Genomic DNA, 17,662 nt, shown 5'->3' on the forward strand with positions numbered 1-17,662 from the left:
TCCTCCCGTTAGCTTCGAGTCAAAAACAGGCCGATAATTAAAAGAATAAAGACGATATAGAGATAAATATCCAATTTGCCTATTCTAAGCTCTCTTAGCTTACTTCGGCCTTCTCCACCTTGATAGCCTCGTGCCTCCATAGCCATAGCCAGCTCCTCAGCACGTTTAAAGGCACTGACGAACAAAGGGACTAAGAGTGGGATAACGGCTCTAATACGGTCTTTAAAAGACCCTGTACGAAAATCTACTCCTCTAGAAGCCTGAGCCTTAGAGATTTTTTCCGTTTCCTGCATAAGTGTCGGAATAAAACGTAAGGATATCGACATCATTAGGGCAAGCTCGTGGACAGGGAAGCGCACCTTTTTCAAAGGACCTAACAATTCTTCAATGGCATCGGTAATTTCTATTGGGGTAGTAGTCAGTGTAAGCATGGAAGTCACCAGGATTAATAAGAAGAAGCGAAGAGAGATCGCAGCGCCCTGAATCAGACCTTCTTCATAGACCTCCCATCCAAACACGCTGAATACTACTTCTCCTTGTCTTGTGACAAGCAAGTGCAGAATGAAAGTAAAAATGATTAAAAACCATACAGGCTTTAAGCCTTTCATAATGTATGGAAAAGGAATTCTGGATAGTAACGCACTGCCGATAGCAAATAACGCGAGCAGTCCATAACTCATAACAGAATTAGCAAAAAATACGATCACGACAAAGAAAAAGATAATGGCGATTTTAGACCTTGGATCCATGCGGTGTACCACTGAATCCCCAGGGATGAACTGGCCGATAATCATTGAACTACTCATGATCGCGGCCCCCTTCCATCATTTGAGCCAATTCCTTTGCTAACTCTGCTATCGTCTGGCCCTTATATTCAATAGACGTGTTAAATTCCTCGTTTACTTTCGATATAAACTCAATGACTTCTGGTACATCAAGCTGAACAGCTTTAAGTGCTTCTTGTTGTTTGAAGATCTCAAGCGGTGTACCTTCTCGATATACTTCACCGTGATTAAGAATGATAATGTGGTCCGCATAGGCGAGGGCATCCTCCATACTGTGCGTCACAAGAATCGTCGTAAGCTGCTTTGTTTTATGAAGGTGATGGAACATATCCATGATTTCTCTTTGGCCATTTGGATCAAGCCCAGCTGTGGGTTCATCCAATACAAGAACTTCAGGGTTCATAGCTAGTACACCAGATATAGCGACCCTTCTCATTTGCCCTCCACTTAAATCAAAAGGAGAGCGCTCAAGCAGTTCTTCCGGCAAATGCGTGGCTTGAATCGCCTCTTTTGTCCTTCTTGAAATCTCTTTTTCTTCTACTCCAAAGTTATGAGGCCCAAAAGCGATGTCTTTGGCAACCGTTTCTTCAAACAACTGATGCTCAGGATATTGAAAAACGACACCGACTTTTTCTCGGAGTTTTTTCAAATCTTTATTTTTTTCCCCGGCCTTCATCTGATACTCCCCGATTGATACTTTTCCATCTGTCGGCTGCAAAAGCCCATTGAGATGTTGGATCAACGTAGACTTCCCAGAACCGGTATGGCCAATAATCGCTACGAACGATCCTGATTGAATGGAAAAAGAAAGATCATTCAATGCGCGATGCTCAAATGGACTATTGGGTTGGTACACATAACTTACATTCTCGAACGTAATGTCCATAGTTCCTCCAACAACTCCTGGTGATTGAGTGGCTCACGTGAAAGATGCATACTCGCAGTCCGTAAATGATCTGCAAGCTTGCTAACGAAAGGAGTATCTAAGCCAATTTCGATTAATTGATCCTTTTTGGAAAATACATCCCTTGGAGTGCCTTCCATCCAGACCTCCCCCTGATTCATCACAAGCACCCGGCTTGCCTGGGTCACTTCCTTCAGGTCGTGTGTAATCGTGATTAAAGAGAGATTCCGTTGTTCTTGTACTTCCCGGATCGTCCTCATAATTTCTTTTCGTCCTTTAGGGTCTAACATGGCTGTTGCTTCATCTAAAATAATGTATTTGGGTGATACGGCAAGAACGCTTGCGATAGCAACTCGCTGCTTTTGACCGCCTGATAAGCGATGGGGTTCATGACGCTCATATTCTGACATCTTAACGGCCTCTAGGCTTTGCTGAATCCGTTCGATCATCAACTCTCGCGGCATACCGTGATTCTCCATACCAAAGGCAACATCATCACGAACCGTCGTCCCAACAAACTGATTATCCGGGTTTTGGAAAACCATCCCTACTTGTTTTCTAACACCCCAAACCGTTTCTGGTTCTACCTTTTTGCCATTGACAAGAATTTCCCCTTCTTCAGGAAACAACAAACCATTCATCAACTTGGCAATGGTAGATTTCCCAGACCCGTTATGACCAATGATGGCTACCCATTCATCCGCATCAATAGTGAAGCTTACATTCTTTAAGACCCAAGGCATGTTCTCCTGGTAACGAAAAGAAACATTTCTAAACTCGATTTGGCTCTGTTCCATTCTCCTTCCCCCTCTGCTCACCTGACTATTTCCCAGGAAATACGACAAGATTTCCTATCTTCATTCTCATTATTCTACATAGCTTTAACGATTCTCGAAACGGGAAATCTTTCCTATCGATAAACGATACAAGCTGCGTTTTAAACCATAAAAAAAGGGCTGGATTCAACCTCACGATGAGATCAGTCCTGCCCTTTTACACTAATGGTATTCATTAAACTAGTTCAATGATCGCCATTTTAGCTCCGTCACCTTGACGTTCGCCTAGCTTAAGCACGCGAGTGTAACCACCTTGACGGTCCTCATAGCGTGGGCCGATGTCAGAGAATAGCTTTTGAAGTGCTGTTTGCTCTCCTTCACCGTCAGCTTTAGCGTTGTAAAGGAATGACTCAGCTTGACGACGGGCATGTAGATCGCCGCGTTTACCTAGTGTAATCATCTTCTCTACAACAGAACGAAGCTCTTTCGCTTTAGCTTCTGTTGTTTCTAAACGTTCGTGGATGATCAAGTCTGTCGCTAAGTTACGAAGTAGCGCCATACGCTGATCAGTAGTACGTCCTAGTTTTCTAGCCATTCGTTATCCCTCCCTTTCAGAAACTCTTAGATGTGATCTATTTATTAATCGTCTTTTCGTAAACCTAATCCCAGTTCATCCAATTTGTGCTTCACTTCTTCAAGTGACTTGCGACCAAGGTTACGAACCTTCATCATATCTTCTTCAGATTTGTTCGCAAGTTCCTGCACTGTATTAATCCCAGCGCGTTTCAAGCAATTGTAAGAACGAACAGACAGGTCAAGCTCTTCGATCGTCATCTCAAGAACCTTCTCTTTTTGGTCCTCTTCTTTCTCAACCATGATTTCAGCTTTTTGAGCTTCATCAGTCAAGCCGACAAAGATATTGAGGTGTTCCATATAGATTTTGGCTCCAAGAGAGATCGCCTCTTCAGGGCGAATACTTCCGTCAGTCCAAACGTCTAACGTCAGTTTATCGAAGTTGGATGTTTGACCAATTCTTGTATTCTCTACTTGGTACGTCACACGGGATACAGGCGTAAAAATAGAGTCAACTGGAATTACGCCGATTGGTAAATCTTCATGGTTATTTCCTTCAGCCGGACGATATCCTCGGCCTCGTTCAGCTGTAATACGCATACGAAGGCTAGCCGTGCTGTCTAGTGTAGCGATATGAAGATCTGGATTTAGAACTTCCACATCACTATCGTGCGTAATGTCAGCTGCAGTTACTTTTCCTTCACCCTGTACATCAATCTCTAAAGTCTTTTCTTCTTCAGAATAAATCTTCAAAGCTAGTTTCTTTAGGTTCAAAATGACTGTGGTTACGTCCTCCACGACTCCATCAATAGTTGAGAATTCGTGAAGTACCCCGTCGATTTGAACAGATGTTACAGCAGCGCCAGGAAGTGAGGATAATAGGATACGACGCAAGGAGTTCCCTAGAGTTGTACCATACCCACGTTCAAGCGGTTCTACGACGAACTTACCAAAAGTGGACTCATCGGTGATCTCAACCGTCTCAATTTTTGGCTTTTCAATTTCGATCATTTACAAAAAACCCTCCTTCAAAACGTCGAAACCCCGGTTAGACAATGGGTCTAACCGAAATTCCTCAGGTAGGCAGTCCAAAATAAGACAACTGCATATGATTCTGTCTAGTGCGGTGCTGTGATAAAAGCTATCATAACCCATTATAGACAGGGTGACAAATTCTATTCAGAACTATTATACGCGACGACGTTTTGGTGGACGGCAACCATTGTGTGGTACTGGAGTTACGTCACGGATTGCCGTGATTTCAAGACCTGCTGCTTGTAGTGAACGGATCGCTGCTTCACGACCAGCACCAGGGCCTTTTACTGTAACCTCTAGTGATTTCATACCGTTATCCATTGCATCTTTTGCTGCAGCCTCAGAAGCCATTTGTGCAGCGAAAGGAGTGGACTTACGGGATCCTTTGAATCCTAAAGCACCAGCGCTGCTCCAGCTGATTACGTTACCTTGAACATCAGTAATGGTTACGATGGTGTTGTTGAATGTAGAGCGAATGTGAGCCATTCCAGTCTCTATATTCTTTTTCACGCGACGCTTACGACTACGAGTGTTTCCTTTACGTGCCATATAGTTAGCTTACCTCCTTTACGTTTCTATTATTTACGTTTATTAGCCACTGTACGACGTGGGCCTTTACGTGTACGAGAATTGTTTTTCGTTTTCTGTCCGCGAGCTGGAAGTCCGCGACGGTGGCGGATTCCGCGGTAAGAACCGATCTCAATCAAACGTTTGATGTTTAGAGAGTTCTCACGGCGAAGGTCACCTTCAACGTTGTGATTTTCTACAGCTTGACGGATTTTAGTCAATTCGTCTTCTGTTAGGTCACGAACGCGAGTATTTTCAGAAACACCAGCTTCTGCTAGGATTTCTTTAGCTAGGGATTTACCGATTCCAAATACATACGTTAGTGAAATTGCCACGCGCTTATCGCGAGGAATATCTACACCTGCTATACGTGCCATGTGGTACGTGCACCTCCTTCAGATTAACCTTGTTTTTGTTTATGCTTAGGGTTTTCACAGATAACCATGACTTTACCTTTACGTTTGATGACTTTGCATTTTTCGCAAATTGGTTTTACAGAAGGTCTTACCTTCATCGTCCATACCTCCTTTAATATCGGAGTTTTATTTGTAACGGTACGTTATACGACCTTTTGTCAAATCATAAGGGGAAAGTTCTACCGTTACTTTGTCTCCAGGCAAGATTCGGATGAAGTGCATACGAATTTTACCAGAAACATGAGCTAAAACGGTATGACCGTTCTCGAGTTCTACCTTAAACTGTGCGTTCGGTAAGGTTTCAACGATCGTCCCTTCTACTTCAATAACATCGTCTTTCGCCATCGAGTTGATCTCCCTTCTTCAAATCAGTCACTAGTTCATTGACATATTTAGACACGGCAAAACGGAGTTTGCCATTTGTGACGCGACCAGTTTCTAGAAGGCTGTTCTGGACTTCCGGAGAGATGAAATCCATAAGCTCAATATGCTGCAAGTTCTTTTTCTTTGGTCGATCATACTTACGTTTCTCTCCGTCGGCAAGCAGCACAAAGCGGCCATCCAGCACATCGATTACAACCGCGTACTGTCCTGCCTCACGCCCCTGCACGATACGAACAATTTGACCTATTCGTGGACTCGACTCAGATTCGTTCAAAAACGATCACCTTCATTTAGGATTTAGTTAAGATTTCGTAACCCTCTTCCGTAATCGCGACGGTGTGTTCGAAATGCGCACACATTTTACCATCTTTCGTAACTACCGTCCAACGGTCAGCCAGTGTCTTCACGTAGCGAGACCCTGCGTTAACCATTGGCTCGACTGCCAACACCATCCCAGGCTTCAAGCGCGGACCTTTGTTAGGAGGACCATAATGAGGAATTTGAGGATCCTCATGCAGTTCCTGACCTACTCCATGGCCCACATACTCACGCACAATCGAAAAGCCTTTCGATTCTACGTAGCTTTGAATGGCGTGGGATATATTTGAAAGGCGTTCACCTGGTTTTGCTTCATCAAGTCCTTGGAAAAGCGACTTTTCCGTAACTCTCAACAATTCCATGGCTTCCTCACTCACAGTGCCGACTGGATATGTCCAGGCCGAGTCACCATGATAACCCTTGTATTTGGCACCGATATCGATGCTGATGATATCTCCGTCATTCAAAACCCGGTCTCCCGGGATTCCATGGACGAGCTCTTCATTAACCGATGTGCAAATACTACCACGGAATCCATTATAACCTTTAAAAGATGGGATTGCATCCATACTGCGTATGAATCTATCAGCAATCTTATCCAATTCTCCAGTAGTTATACCTGGTTGGATGTTACGTTCCAACTCTTGGTGCGTTAAAGCCACAATTTTTCCGGCTTCCCGCATAATATCTAATTCCCGTGGAGTCTTACAAATAATCATGAATTAAGGTCTCCAAGCTTTTTGTCAATATCCTTGAATACTTCATTGATATCTTTATCACCTTCAAAGGATACTAGATATCCTTTGTCTTGGTAGAAATTAAGCAATGGCTGTGTTTGCTCTACATTCACCTCAAGACGCTTTTTAACGGTTTCTGGCTGATCGTCTTCCCTTTGAATCAATTCGGAACCATCATGATCACATTTGCCTTCCTCTTTCGGAGGATTGAATACAACGTGATACGTGGCACCGCATGTCGGGCAGATGCGTCGTCCAGTCAGACGCTCGACGAGTTGGTCTTGTGGAACGTCGATATGAAGAACATAATCTAATGATTCGTCCATATCATTCAACAGATTCTCAAGAGCTTCCGCCTGAGCGATCGTTCTAGGGAACCCATCAAGCAGAAATCCTTTTTCGCAATCTGGCTTGCTTAGACGCTCGCGAACAATTCCGATCGTTACTTCATCTGGAACCAGTTCACCTTTGTCCATATAAGATTTAGCTTCTTTGCCAAGTTCTGTTCCTTCTTTGATAGCTAAACGGAACATATCTCCAGTTGAGATATGAGGGATGTTATATTTTTCTACTATCTTCTCCGCCTGAGTGCCCTTGCCGGCACCTGGGAGACCCATCAGAATTAAATTCAACGTGTTCCCCTCGCTCTCATTATTCATTAGATACTCACTAATTATTTAATAAAACCTTCATAGTGGCGTTTCACTAGCTGACTTTCAAGCTGTTTCATCATTTCAAGGGCAACCCCGACAACGATGAGTAAGCTTGTTCCGCCGATCTGAACAGTCGGTGGCAGTTGCGCCACTGAACCTAGTACAATCGGAAGAATGGATACAGCTGCTAGGAAGATGGAGCCTACGAACGTTAAACGGTACATTACACGTGTCAAATACGTTTCTGTATTTGCACCAGGACGAATTCCCGGAATATAACCGCCTTGCTTCTTCAAGTTTTCTGCCATTTGTTCCGGGTTTACCTGAACAAATGTATAGAAATAAGTGAAGGCAATGATTAACGCAACATAGATAATCATTCCTGGCCAGTTCTGATAATCAAAAATATATTGGATCACAGAGGCTACTTCGCTATTTTCAAAGAATCCAGCAATCGTTCTTGGTGCGATAATAAAGGATATCGCAAAGATGACTGGGATTACCCCTGCGGCATTGACTTTCAATGGTAGGTGAGTTGAATGTCCACCTACTGGAGAACGGTTGACTAAGCGCTTCGCATATTGAATTGGAATCTTACGAAGGGCTTGTTGGATGAAAATAACACCCACAACTACCGCAACGATAACTAAAGCGATCAATGCGATGATAACGAGATTGATGAACAGTTCCTCTCCTGCTCCGGAGATATACTGATCGTACAACTGGTTAACACCGGTTGGGATCGCAGCGACAATTCCCGCGAAGATTAAGATGGAAATACCATTTCCAACTCCATGTGCTGTGATTTGCTCACCAAGCCACATGAGGAAGGCTGTCCCGCCTGTCAGCACAAGTGCAATGACTAGGAATTTGGTTACGCCTGGATCTATGATCAACTGACCTCCTGCCAGAGCGTTAAAACCAATGGACATCCCAATTGCCTGGATGAAAGCAAGAACAATCGTTCCATAGCGGGTAAACTGAGCTAATTTTCGACGGCCAACTTCACCCTGCTTTTTCCATTCTGCAAACTTGGGCACAACATCCATTTGCAATAATTGCATGATAATGGAGGCTGTAATGTAGGGCATGATTCCCATCGCGAAGATGGAGAAGTTTTGCAATGCCCCGCCTCCGAATGTGTTCAGAAATCCGAACGCATTCTGCTCATCCATAAAATTGATGGCCTCTCTGTTCGTGAAAGGAACAGGGATAAATGTTCCCAAGCGAAAAACAACGAGCATCAATAAAGTGAAGATAATTTTCCGTCGAATATCACTCACGCGCATAAAATTGGAGATTGTCCGGAACATTAAATCACCTCAGTTTGACCGCCCGCTGCTTCAATCGCTTCTTTTGCGGAAGCAGAGAACTTATGAGCTTTCACTGTAAGTTTTTTCTCGATTGAACCTTTACCTAGAACTTTGATTCCAGATTTCTGATTGCTTACTACACCAGACTCTAGCAATAGATCAGGTGTAACCTCAGTACCTTCTTCAAAGCGGTTTAGGGCTTCTAGGTTGATAATCGCGAATTCCTTACGGTGAACGTTGGTGAAACCACGCTTAGGCAGGCGTTGGAATAGTGGCATTTGACCACCTTCAAAACCTGGGCGAGTTTTACTACCAGAACGTTGACCTTGACCTTTGTGACCACGACCGGAAGTTTTACCATTACCAGAAGCCATCCCACGGCCAACGCGGTTACGTTCTTTACGAGAGCCTTTAGCTGCTTTTAGTTCATGCAGTTTCATACGAGCACCTCCTTAATTCTTATCTATGATTATACTTCTTTGATCGATACAAGGTGAGACACCTTATTAGCCATACCTCGGATCGCTGGGTTATCTTCAAGAACGACAGTTTGACGGATCTTATTAAGACCTAGCGCCTTGACAGTAGAGCGTTGATCTTGCGGTCTACCAATAACACTGCGCGTGAGGGTAATTTCTAACTTTTTAGCCATTGTATTTCCCTCCTTATCCTACAGTTCTTCTACGGATTTCCCACGAAGTCGTGCAACGTCTTCTGCGCGCTTAAGCTCGCTAAGTCCAGTGATTGTAGCACGCACCATGTTAATAGGTGTGTTAGAACCAAGAGACTTAGAAAGGATGTCATGGACACCTGCAAGCTCAAGGACCGCACGTACAGGACCACCAGCGATGACTCCAGTACCTTCTGATGCTGGCTTCATAAGAATGCTGCCTGCGCCAAAACGTCCTGTGATTTCGTGTGGAATCGTCGTATCTTTAATTGGTACTGTAATTAGATTTTTCTTCGCATCATCAATAGCCTTTTTGATCGCTTCAGGTACCTCTTGAGCTTTACCAGTACCGAAACCGACATGACCATTTTTATCTCCTACAACAACCAATGCAGCAAAACGGAAGCGGCGACCACCTTTAACAACTTTTGCTACACGATTAATCGTTACTACGCGTTCTTCAAGATCCAGTTTATTAGGGTCGATGTTTGTAACCATATATGTCCCTCCTTTAACAATTAAAATTCTAGGCCGGCTTCGCGAGCGGCTTCTGCTAGTGCTTTCACACGTCCATGGTACAAGTAACCTCCGCGGTCAAAAACAACGCTTTTAATTCCGTTGTCAATGGCACGCTTAGCAACCATTTCACCGACTTTTTGTGCAGCTTCTACGTTACCAGTAACATCTAGATCGAAACCATTGTCCATAGTAGACGCACTTGCTACAGTGACTTGGCTTTCATCGTTGATTAGTTGAGCATAGATGTGTTTGTTAGAGCGATATACGTTCAAACGCGGGCGTTCAGCTGTTCCGAAAACATTTTTACGAACGCGGGCATGACGTTTTTTACGCACGACATTTTTGTCTGCCTTCGTGATCATCTGGGTCACTCCTTTCTATACATTACCTAAGAACCTTATTTAGCTGTCTTACCTTCTTTTCTGCGTACATATTCGCCTTCGTAACGAATTCCTTTACCTTTATAAGGCTCTGGAGGACGGATTGCACGAATCTTCGCTGCAACAGCTCCGACTAGTTCTTTATCGATACCTTTAACAGTAACTTTCGTGTTAGATGGAACTTCGATTTCGATTCCTTCACGGTTTTCAACTTCTACTGGGTGAGAGTATCCAGCGTTAATGACAACCGTTTGACCTTGTTTCTGGGCACGGTAACCTACACCGATGATTTCAAGGCTCTTTTCAAAACCTTTAGATACACCTTCAACCATGTTACCGATCAGGCTGCGTGTAGTTCCGTGAAGAGCACGGTGTTCTTTGTGATCGCTAGGACGTTCAACAGTAAGGACGTTGTCTTCAACTTTTACTGTAATGTCCGGGTGGAACGTACGTGTAAGTTCACCTTTTGGACCTTTTACCGTGATTGTATTGTTATCTTGTTTGATTTCTACACCCTCAGGGATTTCAAGTGATTTTAAACCTACGCGAGACATAGTTTTTGCACCTCCTGTCTGTTCAGAATTTTTACCAGATGTAAGCTAGAACTTCGCCGCCGATGGCTTGTTCGCGAGCTTCTTTATCTGTTAGTACACCTTTTGAAGTGGATACAACGGCTACACCTAGACCATTAAGAACTTTCGGAAGTTCTTCGGCTTTAGCGTAAACACGTAGACCTGGCTTACTGATACGTTTCACACCAGTGATTACGCGCTCATTGTTTTGACCGTATTTAAGGAAGATGCGAAGAACACCTTGTTTGTTGTCTTCAACAAATTCATAATCACGTACAAAACCTTCACGCTTAAGGATATCTGCGATTTCTTTTTTAACGTTGGAAGCTGGAAGCTCAAGCTTCTCGTGACGCACCATGTTAGCGTTACGAATACGCGTCAGCATATCTGCAATTGGATCTGTCATTGTCATAACTCATTTACCTCCTTCCCTGTTTCGGGTTTACCAGCTGGCTTTTTTGACACCAGGGATTTGTCCTTTATATGCAAGTTCACGGAAACAAATACGGCACAGTTTGAATTTACGAAGTACGGAGTGTGGACGTCCGCAGCGTTCGCAGCGCGTGTATTCACGTACTTGGTACTTCTGCTTGCGCTTTTGCTTCGCTACCATTGATTTTTTAGCCACAATTTTCCCTCCTTATGGTTAGCTCGTTATTTTTGGAACGGCATACCGAATTGAGCTAATAGTTCACGGGCTTCTTCATCAGAGTCAGCAGTAGTGACAATTACGATGTCCATACCACGAACTTTGTTAACTTTATCGTAATCAATTTCTGGGAAAATCAATTGTTCTTTAACACCTAGAGTGTAGTTTCCACGGCCGTCAAAAGCTTTCTTAGAAATTCCACGGAAGTCACGCACACGTGGAAGAGATACTGCGATAAGCTTTTGGAAGAATTCGTACATGCGCTCGCCACGAAGAGTTACCTTCGCACCGATTGGCATACCTTCACGCAGACGGAAACCTGCAATTGATTTCTTCGCTTTAGTGATCATTGGTTTTTGACCTGTGATTAGAGTCAATTCCTCTACTGCAGTGTCAAGTGCTTTTGCGTTTTGAACAGCATCACCAACACCCATGTTAATGACGATCTTTTCGATCTTAGGTGTTTGCATTACAGAATCATATTCAAATTTGTTCATCAGAGATGGAACAATTTCTTCAGTGTATTTTTTCTTTAGTTCGTTCATCGTGTGGCCCTCCTTTCATATACGGGTTATTTATCTAGCGCTTCACCAGATTTTTTCGCGATACGAACTTTCTTTCCGTTATCAACTTTATAACCAACGCGTGTTGGTTCACCAGTTTTCGGGTCAATTGGCAATACGTTAGATACGTGGATCGCTGCTTCTTGTGTCAAGATTCCACCCTGTGGATTCTCTTGAGAAGGTTTAGCGTGTTTCTTCACTTCGTTCACACCTTCAACAAGAACACGATCTTTCTTTGGATAAGCTTCAAGGACTGTTCCTTGTTTGCCTTTATCCTTACCAGTAATGACCATTACTTTGTCACCTTTTTTCACGTGCATGCTTCGCGCACCTCCTTAACAAGGCATTTCATTCAGTCTTTATAGTACTTCTGGAGCAAGAGATACGATCTTCATGAACTTAGCATCACGAAGTTCACGAGCTACCGGTCCAAAGATACGAGTACCGCGTGGTCCTTTATCATCACGTACGATTACTGCTGCGTTTTCATCAAAACGAATGTAGGAACCATCTTTACGGCGAACTCCGCTCTTAGAACGTACGATAACCGCTTGAACGACATCACCTTTTTTAACAACGCCTCCTGGTGTTGCTTGTTTCACCGTAGCAGTGATGATGTCACCAATGTTTGCGGTCTTACGGCCAGATCCACCCAAAACTTTGATTGTTTGGATTTCACGTGCACCTGAGTTATCTGCAACTTTCAGACGAGATTCTTGTTGAATCATACCATGTAACCTCCCTTCGGAATAAATCCGAGCGATCTAGATTAGATAATAACAGACTCTTCAACAACATCTAGCAGACGGAAGCGCTTGGATGCTGATAGTGGACGAGTTTCCATAATGCGAACAATGTCTCCATTTTTCGCCTGGTTGTTTTCGTCATGAGCTTTGAATTTCTTGGAATACTTTACGCGTTTGCCGTAAAGCTTGTGGAACTTATAAGTTTCTACTAAAACCGTGATTGTTTTATCCATTTTGTCAGATACGACACGACCAGTATAAACTTTACGATTGTTACGTTCAGTCATGTGAGGGTGACCTCCTCTCATCTATTAGTTATTTACACCTAGCTCACGTTCACGAGCAACAGTTTTCATGCGTGCGATAGACTTGCGAACTTCACGAATACGTGCAGTGTTCTCAAGTTGACCTGTTGCCAGTTGGAAACGTAGGTTGAAAAGTTCTTCTTTAAGAGACTTAACTTTTTGTTCAATTTCGGCAGTGGTTAATTCACGGATCTCATTAGCCTTCATTGATTTCACCACCAATTTCTTCACGTTTTACGAATTTCGTACGGATCGGAAGTTTGTGGGAAGCAAGACGAAGTGCTTCGCGAGCCACCTCTTCAGAAACTCCTGCGATCTCGAACATAATTTTCCCTGGTTTCACAACAGCTACGAAACCTTCTGGAGCACCTTTACCGGAACCCATTCGAACTTCTAGGGGTTTAGCAGTATAAGGTTTGTCAGGGAAGATTTTAATCCATACTTTACCGCCACGTTTCATATAACGAGTCATCGCAATACGCGCTGCCTCGATCTGACGGGCTGTGATCCACGCTGGATCAATTGCTTGTAAACCATACTCACCGAAAGCTACCTCAGTGCCACCTTTCGCGCGGCCTTTAAGGCTAGTACGGTGTTGACGACGATACTTAACACGTTTTGGCATTAACATAATGCTTTTCCCCCTTCCTTATTTGTCTGTTTTCGTTGGAAGGACTTCGCCACGATAGATCCACACTTTAACACCAAGTTTACCGTATGTGGTGTCAGCTTCTGCAGTTCCGTAATCGATGTCTGCGCGAAGTGTGTGTAGTGGTACTGTTCCTTCACTGTAATATTCAGCACGAGCGATATCCGCGCCACCTAGACGACCAGATACTTGGGTACGAATACCTTTAGCTCCTGCACGCATAGCGCGTTGGATTGTTTGTTTCTGAGCACGACGGAAAGATACACGGTTTTCCAATTGACGTGCAATATTGTCAGCTACAAGAGTAGCATCAAGATCTGGCTTCTTCACTTCAACGATGTTGATGTGTACACGTTTGCCAGTTAGTTGGTTAAGAGCTTTACGAAGTGCTTCAACTTCAGAACCGCCTTTACCGATAACCATTCCTGGTTTAGCCGTGTGGACAGTGATGTTTACACGGTTAGCTGCACGCTCGATCTCAACAGTAGATAGAGCAGCATCTTTCAGACGATTTTCAACAAATTCACGAATCTTAATGTCTTCATGCAACAAGTCTGCGTAGTCTTTACCAGCGTACCATTTAGACTCCCAGTCACGGATAACGCCGATACGAAGACCTACCGGATTAATTTTTTGACCCACTGATTATCCCTCCTTTTTTTCTGATACGACCACTGTGATGTGGCTTGTGCGTTTGTTGATTTGGCTTGCGCGGCCCATAGCACGAGGGCGGAAACGTTTAAGAGTTACCCCTTCGTTTACAAACGCTTCGGAAACGTATAGGTTTTCCGGATCCATTTCATAGTTGTGTTCTGCGTTTGCGATCGCAGAGTTAAGAACTTTTTCAATTACTGGTGATGCACCGCGTTGTTTCAGACGTAATGTCGCTAGCGCTTCACCTACATCTTTTCCTCGAATCAAATCAATAACTAGACGAGCTTTACGAGGAGCGATACGAACGGTTTTAGCAACTGCTTTAGCTTGCATTAGAGTGCCTCCTCTCTATTTAGCGTTTTGTTTTCTTATCGTCGCCAGAGTGTCCCTTGAACGTACGGGTTGGCGCGAATTCACCTAGTTTATGACCTACCATGTCTTCTGTTACATAAACTGGTACGTGTTTACGACCGTCATAAACGGCAAGTGTGTGTCCGACAAAGTTTGGGAAGATAGTAGAACGACGAGACCATGTCTTCACCACTTGGTGTTTATTGTCTTCGTTCAACTTCTCAACTTTTTTCATTAAATGATCATCTACAAAAGGTCCCTTTTTCAGGCTGCGGCCCATGAATAAACCTCCCTTCGTGATTGCAAGACGGGTGTTATCTCCCGTCCAACAACCCCGTTATTTTTTACCACGTCGACGTACGATATATTTATCAGACGGCTTGTTGCGTTTTCTCGTCTTGTAACCAAGAGTTGGTTTACCCCATGGAGTTACTGGAGAAGGCATACCGATTGGTGCGCGTCCTTCACCACCACCGTGTGGGTGATCACTAGGGTTCATTACAGAACCACGTACTGTAGGGCGTTTACCTTTCCAACGAGAACGTCCAGCTTTACCAACGCTGATCAATTCGTGCTCAAGGTTACCGACTTGACCGATTGTCGCACGGCAAGTGCTTAGTACCAGACGAACTTCTCCGGAAGTAAGACGTACAAGTGTGTACTTTTCTTCACGTCCAAGAATTTGTGCAGATGCACCAGCGGAGCGTACAAGCTGTCCACCACGTCCTGGCTTAAGTTCTACGTTGTGAATGATTGTACCAACAGGAATGTCTTTCAATTGAAGTGCATTACCCGGTTTGATATCTGCACCTTCACCAGAAATAATTTCTGTACCAACCTTAACTCCTTTTGGAGCTAGGATGTATCGTTTTTCACCATCAACATAGTTGATAAGTGCGATGTTAGCGGAACGGTTCGGATCGTATTCGATCGTAGCAACGCGTCCTGGTATTCCATCTTTGTCACGCTTAAAGTCGATGATACGGTATTGACGCTTGTGACCTCCGCCTTGATGACGAACTGTCAGCTTACCTTGGTTGTTACGTCCACCTTTTTTATGAAGTGGAGTGACAAGGGAGCGTTCAGGTTTGTCAGTAGTGATTTCAGCGAAATCAGATACTGTCATGTGTCTGCGACCGTTAGTAATTGGTCGGAACTTTTTAATCGCCATCTTTTTTCCCTCCTTCTCGAATAAGATTTATAGTTTATACTTCAAAGAATTCTAGTTCTTCACTGTCTTGAGTCAACTTGACAACTGCTTTCTTACGATCAGAACGATAACCGCCGTAACGGCCCATACGCTTGAATTTACCTTTTAGGTTCATCGTGTTAACAGATTCAACACTTACACCAAAGATTTCTTCAACTGCTTTTTTAATTTCAGTTTTGTTAGCTTTCGGGCTAACTTCAAACGTATATTTCTTTTCTCCCATAAGATCAGCAGAATGTTCAGTAATTACGGGGCGCTTAATGATATCGCGTGGTTCTTTCATTATGAGAGCACCTCCCCTGCTTTTTCAGCTGCTTCCTTAGTAAGGATCAGCTTGTCATGCGTTAGAAGATCCAACACACTTACTTCTTCTACAGATAGAGTTTTAACTGTAGGGATGTTGTTAGAAGAAAGAACGACATTCTCGTCTTTCTCTGCAGTTACAATCAATGCTTTTTCGTTGACATCTAGCGCATTTAGAATGCTTACAACTTCTTTCGTTTTTGGAGCGTCTAGAGATAGACTATCAAGAACGATGATGTTGTCTTCCTTCACTTTTGAAGAATAAGCAGACTGAAGAGCTAAACGACGTACTTTCTTAGGCATTGTGTAGCTGTAGCTACGTGGTGTAGGACCGAATACAGTTCCACCGCCTACCCATTGTGGTGCACGGATGGACCCTTGACGCGCACGTCCAGTCCCTTTTTGGCGCCATGGTTTGCGGCCTCCGCCACTAACTTCAGAGCGTCCTTTTACTTTGTGTGTGCCTTGGCGAAGATTCGCGCGTTGCATCAACACAGTTTCGTGTAATACGTGAGTATTAGGTTCAATACCAAAAACAGCGTCATTTAGTTCGATTTCTCCAACGTTAGAGCCGCCTTGGTTTAATAGTGCTACTTTAGGCATGACATATCCTCCCTTCCGTTATTTATTTGCTAGCCTTAGCTGCACTTGAAATCTTAACGTACGATTTTTTCGCACCAGGTACGTTACCTTTGATTAGTAGCAAGTTACGCTCAGCGTCTACTTTAACTACCTCAAGGTTTTGAAGCGTTACTGTTTCTCCACCCATTTGACCTGCAAGGCCTTTGCCTTTGAATACTTTGGATGGGTCAGCACCCTGTCCCATGGATCCGGAACGACGGTGGAAACGGGAACCGTGAGTTTTAGGTCCAGTAGATTGGTTGTGGCGCTTGATTGCACCCTGGAAACCTTTACCTTTAGAAGTTCCTGTTACATCAATTGCTTCTCCTGCTTCAAAAATATCAACTTTAACCTCTTGACCAAGTTCGTAGTCATCAAGGTTTGTAGTACGGAATTCACGAACGTAGCGCTTAGGTGTTGTGTTTGCTTTTTCAGCATGGCCTTTAGCAGCTTTTTTCAAACGATTAGACTTTTCATCAGCAAAACCTAGTTGAATAGCTTCATAACCATCGTTTTCTGCCGTCTTCTTCTGAAGAACTACGTTTGGCTCAGCTTGTACAACCGTTACAGGGATCAATTCTCCGTCTTCAGAGAAGATTTGAGTCATGCCGACTTTGCGTCCTAAGATTCCTTTCGTCATCCGTTACACCTCCTATTAATAAAAAAATTAAATTTATAGTTTGATTTCGATATCCACACCAGATGGTAGATCCAAACGCATTAGAGAATCAACCGTTTGTGGTGTTGGATTGACAATGTCGATTAGACGTTTGTGCGTACGCATTTCGAACTGCTCACGAGCATCTTTATACTTGTGAGTTGCACGAAGTACTGTGTAAACAGAACGTTCAGTTGGAAGCGGGATCGGACCAGATACGTTAGCTCCGGAGCGCTTCGCTGTGTCTACGATTTTCTCAGCGGACTGATCAAGTACTCTGTGATCATACGCTTTTAAACGAATACGAATTTTTTCTTTTGCCATTATTTTCCCTCCTTCTTCGCCCATTTT

Annotated in this window: 34 protein-coding genes; all 34 read right to left on the reverse strand. The window is 43.7% G+C overall.

Annotation, left to right across the window (positions count from 1 at the left end; translation table 11 throughout):
• Positions 1–8: 8 nt before the first annotated feature.
• Positions 9–806: an energy-coupling factor transporter transmembrane component T family protein gene (locus HM131_RS00270; RefSeq protein ID WP_085026852.1), complete on the reverse strand. Its 798-nt coding sequence runs from the start codon at positions 804–806 to the stop codon at positions 9–11.
• The gene (locus HM131_RS00275) at positions 799–1,671 is read right to left on the reverse strand and encodes an energy-coupling factor ABC transporter ATP-binding protein (RefSeq protein WP_085026854.1); all 873 of its coding nucleotides are present in this window, start codon (positions 1,669–1,671) and stop codon (positions 799–801) included. Before HM131_RS00275 ends, HM131_RS00270 begins: the two co-directional genes overlap by 8 nt.
• Entirely contained in the window at positions 1,647–2,486 is an 840-nt protein-coding gene (locus HM131_RS00280; RefSeq protein ID WP_085026856.1) for an energy-coupling factor ABC transporter ATP-binding protein, read from the reverse strand. The genes HM131_RS00275 and HM131_RS00280 overlap by 25 nt, the downstream gene beginning before the upstream one ends.
• Before the next feature lie 214 nt (positions 2,487–2,700).
• A complete protein-coding gene (gene rplQ, locus HM131_RS00285; protein ID WP_035543099.1) occupies positions 2,701–3,060 on the reverse strand; it encodes a 50S ribosomal protein L17 in 360 nt (119 codons plus the stop codon).
• A 44-nt stretch (positions 3,061–3,104) separates the two neighbouring features.
• Positions 3,105–4,049, reverse strand: a complete 945-nt coding sequence (locus tag HM131_RS00290) for a DNA-directed RNA polymerase subunit alpha (RefSeq protein WP_085026858.1) — start codon at positions 4,047–4,049, stop codon at positions 3,105–3,107.
• Between the two features lie 177 nt (positions 4,050–4,226).
• The gene (rpsK, locus tag HM131_RS00295; RefSeq protein WP_085026859.1) at positions 4,227–4,622 is read right to left on the reverse strand and encodes a 30S ribosomal protein S11; all 396 of its coding nucleotides are present in this window, start codon (positions 4,620–4,622) and stop codon (positions 4,227–4,229) included.
• 29 nt (positions 4,623–4,651) lie between these two features.
• Positions 4,652–5,017, reverse strand: coding sequence for a 30S ribosomal protein S13 (rpsM, locus tag HM131_RS00300; RefSeq protein WP_085026861.1), 366 nt, complete (start codon positions 5,015–5,017; stop codon positions 4,652–4,654).
• A 23-nt stretch (positions 5,018–5,040) separates the two neighbouring features.
• On the reverse strand, positions 5,041–5,154 hold the full coding sequence (gene rpmJ / locus HM131_RS00305; RefSeq protein WP_002509257.1) for a 50S ribosomal protein L36: 114 nt from the start codon (positions 5,152–5,154) through the stop codon (positions 5,041–5,043).
• 28 nt (positions 5,155–5,182) lie between these two features.
• Entirely contained in the window at positions 5,183–5,401 is a 219-nt protein-coding gene (gene infA, locus HM131_RS00310; RefSeq protein ID WP_035543089.1) for a translation initiation factor IF-1, read from the reverse strand.
• A complete protein-coding gene (locus HM131_RS00315; RefSeq protein ID WP_085026863.1) occupies positions 5,379–5,714 on the reverse strand; it encodes a KOW domain-containing RNA-binding protein in 336 nt (111 codons plus the stop codon). The genes infA and HM131_RS00315 overlap by 23 nt, the downstream gene beginning before the upstream one ends.
• A gap of 16 nt (positions 5,715–5,730) precedes the next feature.
• Positions 5,731–6,477, reverse strand: coding sequence for a type I methionyl aminopeptidase (gene map / locus HM131_RS00320; protein WP_085026865.1), 747 nt, complete (start codon positions 6,475–6,477; stop codon positions 5,731–5,733).
• Positions 6,474–7,127 carry an adenylate kinase gene (locus HM131_RS00325; RefSeq protein WP_085026867.1) on the reverse strand — a complete coding sequence of 218 codons (654 nt, stop codon included), beginning with the start codon at positions 7,125–7,127 and terminating at the stop codon, positions 6,474–6,476. Before HM131_RS00325 ends, map begins: the two co-directional genes overlap by 4 nt.
• A gap of 41 nt (positions 7,128–7,168) precedes the next feature.
• Complete coding sequence (gene secY, locus HM131_RS00330) at positions 7,169–8,461, reverse strand: preprotein translocase subunit SecY (protein ID WP_085026869.1); 1,293 nt, start codon at positions 8,459–8,461, stop codon at positions 7,169–7,171.
• On the reverse strand, positions 8,461–8,901 hold the full coding sequence (gene rplO, locus HM131_RS00335; RefSeq protein WP_085026871.1) for a 50S ribosomal protein L15: 441 nt from the start codon (positions 8,899–8,901) through the stop codon (positions 8,461–8,463). The genes secY and rplO overlap by 1 nt, the downstream gene beginning before the upstream one ends.
• 29 nt (positions 8,902–8,930) lie before the next feature.
• Positions 8,931–9,113, reverse strand: coding sequence for a 50S ribosomal protein L30 (gene rpmD, locus HM131_RS00340; protein WP_085026873.1), 183 nt, complete (start codon positions 9,111–9,113; stop codon positions 8,931–8,933).
• A gap of 18 nt (positions 9,114–9,131) precedes the next feature.
• Positions 9,132–9,629 carry a 30S ribosomal protein S5 gene (rpsE, locus tag HM131_RS00345; RefSeq protein ID WP_085026875.1) on the reverse strand — a complete coding sequence of 166 codons (498 nt, stop codon included), beginning with the start codon at positions 9,627–9,629 and terminating at the stop codon, positions 9,132–9,134.
• 20 nt (positions 9,630–9,649) lie between these two features.
• Positions 9,650–10,012, reverse strand: a complete 363-nt coding sequence (gene rplR / locus HM131_RS00350; protein ID WP_085026876.1) for a 50S ribosomal protein L18 — start codon at positions 10,010–10,012, stop codon at positions 9,650–9,652.
• 35 nt (positions 10,013–10,047) lie between these two features.
• Positions 10,048–10,584: a 50S ribosomal protein L6 gene (gene rplF / locus HM131_RS00355; RefSeq protein ID WP_085026878.1), complete on the reverse strand. Its 537-nt coding sequence runs from the start codon at positions 10,582–10,584 to the stop codon at positions 10,048–10,050.
• A 31-nt stretch (positions 10,585–10,615) separates the two neighbouring features.
• Positions 10,616–11,014, reverse strand: a complete 399-nt coding sequence (gene rpsH, locus HM131_RS00360) for a 30S ribosomal protein S8 (RefSeq protein WP_085026880.1) — start codon at positions 11,012–11,014, stop codon at positions 10,616–10,618.
• 30 nt (positions 11,015–11,044) lie between these two features.
• The gene (locus HM131_RS00365; protein WP_079477340.1) at positions 11,045–11,230 is read right to left on the reverse strand and encodes a type Z 30S ribosomal protein S14; all 186 of its coding nucleotides are present in this window, start codon (positions 11,228–11,230) and stop codon (positions 11,045–11,047) included.
• A gap of 26 nt (positions 11,231–11,256) precedes the next feature.
• Positions 11,257–11,796 (reverse strand): 50S ribosomal protein L5, encoded by a 540-nt coding sequence (gene rplE, locus HM131_RS00370; RefSeq protein WP_085026881.1) that lies wholly within the window; start codon positions 11,794–11,796, stop codon positions 11,257–11,259.
• 26 nt (positions 11,797–11,822) lie between these two features.
• Positions 11,823–12,134 (reverse strand): 50S ribosomal protein L24, encoded by a 312-nt coding sequence (gene rplX / locus HM131_RS00375; protein WP_085026883.1) that lies wholly within the window; start codon positions 12,132–12,134, stop codon positions 11,823–11,825.
• Positions 12,135–12,173: 39 nt separating this feature from the next.
• On the reverse strand, positions 12,174–12,542 hold the full coding sequence (gene rplN / locus HM131_RS00380; protein ID WP_085026885.1) for a 50S ribosomal protein L14: 369 nt from the start codon (positions 12,540–12,542) through the stop codon (positions 12,174–12,176).
• 41 nt (positions 12,543–12,583) lie between these two features.
• Positions 12,584–12,847, reverse strand: a complete 264-nt coding sequence (gene rpsQ, locus HM131_RS00385; RefSeq protein WP_035543753.1) for a 30S ribosomal protein S17 — start codon at positions 12,845–12,847, stop codon at positions 12,584–12,586.
• A 24-nt stretch (positions 12,848–12,871) separates the two neighbouring features.
• Positions 12,872–13,072 carry a 50S ribosomal protein L29 gene (rpmC, locus tag HM131_RS00390; RefSeq protein WP_008636054.1) on the reverse strand — a complete coding sequence of 67 codons (201 nt, stop codon included), beginning with the start codon at positions 13,070–13,072 and terminating at the stop codon, positions 12,872–12,874.
• Positions 13,062–13,496: a 50S ribosomal protein L16 gene (gene rplP, locus HM131_RS00395; RefSeq protein WP_027953416.1), complete on the reverse strand. Its 435-nt coding sequence runs from the start codon at positions 13,494–13,496 to the stop codon at positions 13,062–13,064. Before rplP ends, rpmC begins: the two co-directional genes overlap by 11 nt.
• Positions 13,497–13,514: 18 nt before the next feature.
• Positions 13,515–14,156, reverse strand: a complete 642-nt coding sequence (rpsC, locus tag HM131_RS00400; RefSeq protein ID WP_035543749.1) for a 30S ribosomal protein S3 — start codon at positions 14,154–14,156, stop codon at positions 13,515–13,517.
• Positions 14,157–14,159: 3 nt separating this feature from the next.
• Positions 14,160–14,501 carry a 50S ribosomal protein L22 gene (rplV, locus tag HM131_RS00405; protein ID WP_085026887.1) on the reverse strand — a complete coding sequence of 114 codons (342 nt, stop codon included), beginning with the start codon at positions 14,499–14,501 and terminating at the stop codon, positions 14,160–14,162.
• Positions 14,502–14,520: 19 nt separating this feature from the next.
• Positions 14,521–14,799 carry a 30S ribosomal protein S19 gene (gene rpsS / locus HM131_RS00410; protein ID WP_085026889.1) on the reverse strand — a complete coding sequence of 93 codons (279 nt, stop codon included), beginning with the start codon at positions 14,797–14,799 and terminating at the stop codon, positions 14,521–14,523.
• A 57-nt stretch (positions 14,800–14,856) separates the two neighbouring features.
• The gene (rplB, locus tag HM131_RS00415; protein WP_085026891.1) at positions 14,857–15,690 is read right to left on the reverse strand and encodes a 50S ribosomal protein L2; all 834 of its coding nucleotides are present in this window, start codon (positions 15,688–15,690) and stop codon (positions 14,857–14,859) included.
• A 34-nt stretch (positions 15,691–15,724) separates the two neighbouring features.
• Complete coding sequence (rplW, locus tag HM131_RS00420) at positions 15,725–16,012, reverse strand: 50S ribosomal protein L23 (RefSeq protein ID WP_085026892.1); 288 nt, start codon at positions 16,010–16,012, stop codon at positions 15,725–15,727.
• Positions 16,012–16,635, reverse strand: a complete 624-nt coding sequence (rplD, locus tag HM131_RS00425) for a 50S ribosomal protein L4 (RefSeq protein ID WP_085026894.1) — start codon at positions 16,633–16,635, stop codon at positions 16,012–16,014. The genes rplW and rplD overlap by 1 nt, the downstream gene beginning before the upstream one ends.
• A gap of 22 nt (positions 16,636–16,657) precedes the next feature.
• Positions 16,658–17,293: a 50S ribosomal protein L3 gene (rplC, locus tag HM131_RS00430; protein WP_085026895.1), complete on the reverse strand. Its 636-nt coding sequence runs from the start codon at positions 17,291–17,293 to the stop codon at positions 16,658–16,660.
• A 33-nt stretch (positions 17,294–17,326) separates the two neighbouring features.
• On the reverse strand, positions 17,327–17,635 hold the full coding sequence (gene rpsJ / locus HM131_RS00435; RefSeq protein WP_035511694.1) for a 30S ribosomal protein S10: 309 nt from the start codon (positions 17,633–17,635) through the stop codon (positions 17,327–17,329).
• Positions 17,636–17,662: the final 27 nt, after the last annotated feature.

Origin of the sequence: Halobacillus mangrovi, from assembly GCF_002097535.1 — a bacterium.
In the GTDB taxonomy this organism is placed as follows: domain Bacteria; phylum Bacillota; class Bacilli; order Bacillales; family Halobacillaceae; genus Halobacillus; species Halobacillus mangrovi_A.